Annotated in this window: 1 protein-coding gene and 1 pseudogene; both read left to right on the top strand. The window is 38.3% G+C overall.

All coding sequences use genetic code 11. The features are described 5' to 3' along the window. Positions 1-148 precede the first annotated feature (148 nt). Positions 149-2,116: an OmpA family protein gene (locus R2Q77_RS20935; protein WP_316805656.1), complete on the top strand. Its 1,968-nt coding sequence runs from the start codon at positions 149-151 to the stop codon at positions 2,114-2,116. 427 nt (positions 2,117-2,543) lie between these two features. Then, positions 2,544-3,616: pseudogene (locus tag R2Q77_RS20930) on the top strand (collagen-like protein); the annotation flags it as partial.

Genomic DNA, 3,616 nt, shown 5'->3' with positions numbered 1-3,616 from the left:
CGACTTTTCGATTGGTCCATTACAGGGTTATAGCGGTGGCACGCACGAAATTTCGGTTGGTTATTTCTTCAACAAAAGAAACATCCGTTTAATGACGCCAAGGTACTTCTAAATCAGTATTATAAATAAAGAAATAAATTAACAGAATATGAGGTTAAAGGTATTGATCGTTAGTGTTGTTGTTTTGTTTGGTTTTCAGGCAAAAGTTAGTGCACAGTTTGTGTTAAATGAAGCAGACAAAGAGTTTGAGCAATATAATTATGAAAAGGCAATCGATCTTTACGAGCAAGCTTATAAGAAAAAAGCCACACTTCATGCAGCAGAGCAGTTAGCCGCCTGTTATAAATTTCAAAATAATTATAAACAAACTGAAAGCTGGTACGCTATAGCCGCTGGGATGGAGAAAAGTTCAGCGGAAAATACCTTGGAGTATGCAAAAGCTTTACAAACCAATTCAAAATACAGTGAAGCCAAAATTCAGTATAACAAGTATGCCGATTTAAATAAAAACCTGAACCCCTCATTAAAAAGTATGTGGCTACGTTCTTGCGATTCCGCAATTCGCTGGATGAAAGAACCGAAACCAGTAATCATCAATAATGAAAAAGCATTAAATAGCCCGCAGTCAGATTGGGGCGCCGTAATGCAAAATGGAATGGTTGTTTTCTCTTCAGATCGGGGTGTAAAAGGTAAAGATGAGCAAAATGGAAATAAGCCATTTTTAAAGTTCGATGGCGTAAAAGAGCCCAATAAAAATATTTATGGATGGACGGGCAACCATTACCTTAGGCTTTACAGCAAAAATAGTACGGATAGTGTTAGCCTTTTTCCCGTAAACGCCGGTACGGAATATCACGTTGGTCCTGCCAGTTTTACCCAAAATGGCGATGAAATGTATTTTACATTGACCCGGATTCCTGAAAAATTGGACTATACAAAAGTTAAAATATTAAAAGGAAAACAAGCAACCGTTAACATCGAAATTTACAGCAGTAAAAAGGATGTGTCGGGAAAGTGGACAACACCTGTAGCTTTCACTTATAACAAAGTAAATGAGTACTCAGTAGGAGATCCGTTTATCACCGCAGATGGACAAAGCTTATACTTTAGTTCGAATATGCCTGGCGGTAAAGGCGGAACCGATTTATATGTTAGCCAAAAAACAGATGCGGGAGATTGGGGTTTACCAATAAACTTAAAAGAAATTAATACCGAAGGAAACGAACGCAGTCCATATTTTGATACAAATAATAATTTTTATTTCAGCAGTGATGGAAGAGTGGGTATGGGCGGACTGGACATTTTTAGCGCCAAATTAATCAGTGGAAAAATTTCTGAACCACAAAACTTAGGCTATCCCATGAACTCCCCACAGGATGATTTTACCTTTAACTTAACTACGGCCAATACAGGTTTTTTCTCCTCAAACCGTACAGATGGTTTAGGTGAAGATGATATATACAGCTTTACCCAACAATTAATTTTAGCTTTTAAACTAACCGGAACGGTTTACAATAAAACTAACGGACAGCCACTGGGCAACACCATTGTAACTTTAAATAAAATAGGCGGTTCAGAATTAAAAGTAGAAACTGACGAAGATGGTAAATTCAGATTTAATCTGGAAAAAGAATCAGACTATAAGTTAACCGGCGAAAAAACGAATTACAGAAGTGATGGATCTTCATTAACAACAATAGGTCTTTTGGCATCAACTGAAATAAAAAAAGATTTATACCTCGAAGCCATTGAAATGAACAAAGCCATTAAGCTGGAAAATATTTATTACGATTTTGACCAATCAAGAATTCGGGCAGATGCTGCAATTGAATTAGATAAGTTGGTGAGGATTATGAAAGATAACCCTACAATCTGGATTGAACTCGGTTCGCATACCGATAGCCGTGGAAATGATGCTTACAACCTTGCGCTATCACAAAGAAGGGCTGATGCCGCTGTGCAATATATTATTAGCAGAGGGATTAATAAAAATAGAATTACAGCCATTGGTTATGGAGAAACCAGATTGTTGAATAAATGTGCAAATGGCGTAAAATGTACAGCCGCTGAACATCAGTTAAACAGAAGAACAGAATTTACAATAGTTAAACAGTAAAACTGCTCAATATAAAGCATTAGCCATGTATGGTGTATTGTGAGTAGGATTTGGGAGGATCCGAAAACAATATAACCAGCATGGCTTTTTTATGTGAAAACATTTCGAATTATCGATAGGCATGAAAAATTATTTTAAAAAAAAATACTATCTGAGTAATAATACATTTTCTTGAAAATTAGTATTAAATCATTAATATCTTTTTCCCCTTGTTGAATGATGTTTAGGGGTTTTTATTCCCCATAATCGAGGGTTGTATTAAAAAATATCGGGGTGTTTTATCCACAAATTAATTCTAGTCAAAAATTAATATCGTGATTGAAAGCATTGAGGGCAGGTATGATTAATTGGACAGATTTTTGAAAAAGTGCAACTATAACAAATCGCGGTGCAGACTAACTCCATACCCGTAATTAATTTTTTTAATATGAATAAGCGCTTAATATTTAGTTTGGCAATTGTGCTAAGTACTTCCTTGGCTATCGCCCAACAAAAAGTCAAAGATGGAACAGTTAATACTGGTAATTTGCCAAATAAGGACGCGATTTTTGAGCTTGAAAGTTCTAACAAAGGGTTTTTAAATGCCAGGGTTGCTTTAAAGTCATCAACAAATGCTTTTCCATTAAGCGCGCATATTGCAGGCATGATGGTTTACAATACTGCAACAGAAAATGATGTGGTTCCGGGGATTTATTATAATGACGGCAGCAAATGGGTTTTTACGAAAGGTGTTAAAGGCGATGCAGGCACAATTGGGGTAGAAGCACAGCCAGGTAAAACCGGTAGTCCTGGTACGCCTGGCCAAGCTGGTGGACCAGGTGCTGGTGTAACTATTGTTACTAATGATAGTGGTACCTGGGTGTATAATCCAACAACGAATACCTGGACAAATATTAGTGGTGCAAAAGGTACAGATGGTAAAAATGGCACCTCAATTACTGGCGGTGCAAATACGCCGGTAAATGGAGCCGGATCAAATGGAGATATTTACATTAATACAACAACGGGTGATGTTTATACGAAAGAAGGAAATGCCTGGGCATTAACCGGTAATATTAAAGGGCCTAAAGGCGATGATGGAAAAGATGGTATTGATGGAAAATCAATTACCGGTGGAAACGGAGCCCCTGGATTAAATACCGGGTCAAATGGAGATACATATATTAATACCACAACGGGTGATTTTTACACTAAACAAGGTGATACCTGGGTTGTAACGGGCAATATTAAAGGACCTAAAGGTGACGCTGGTGTAGTTGGTGTTCAGGGAATGCCTGGCACAAGCGGTACGCCTGGAACGCCGGGTTCAGGTGCGAATGGTGCGCCCGGAGCAGGTGTAACTATTGTGACTAACGATAGCGGTACCTGGGTTTACAATCCAACAACGAATACATGGACAAATATTAACGGTCCAAAAGGAGACAAAGGCGATGCTGGTGTAGTTGGTGTTCAGGGAATGCCTGGCACAAGCGGTACGCCCGGAACGCCGGGTTCAGGTAC

It is taken from the genome of Pedobacter nototheniae (assembly GCF_032678625.1).
Taxonomy (GTDB): Bacteria; Bacteroidota; Bacteroidia; order Sphingobacteriales; family Sphingobacteriaceae; genus Pedobacter; species Pedobacter nototheniae_A.
Note: the sequence above shows the minus strand (reverse complement) of the source record. Positions and strands in the feature narration are given on the sequence as shown.

Bases quoted from the DNA above. Each gene is read 5' to 3' on its own strand.
- R2Q77_RS20935 (WP_316805656.1), top strand. From the start codon at position 149: ATGAGGTTAAAGGTATTGATCGTTAGTGTTGTTGTTTTGTTTGGTTTT.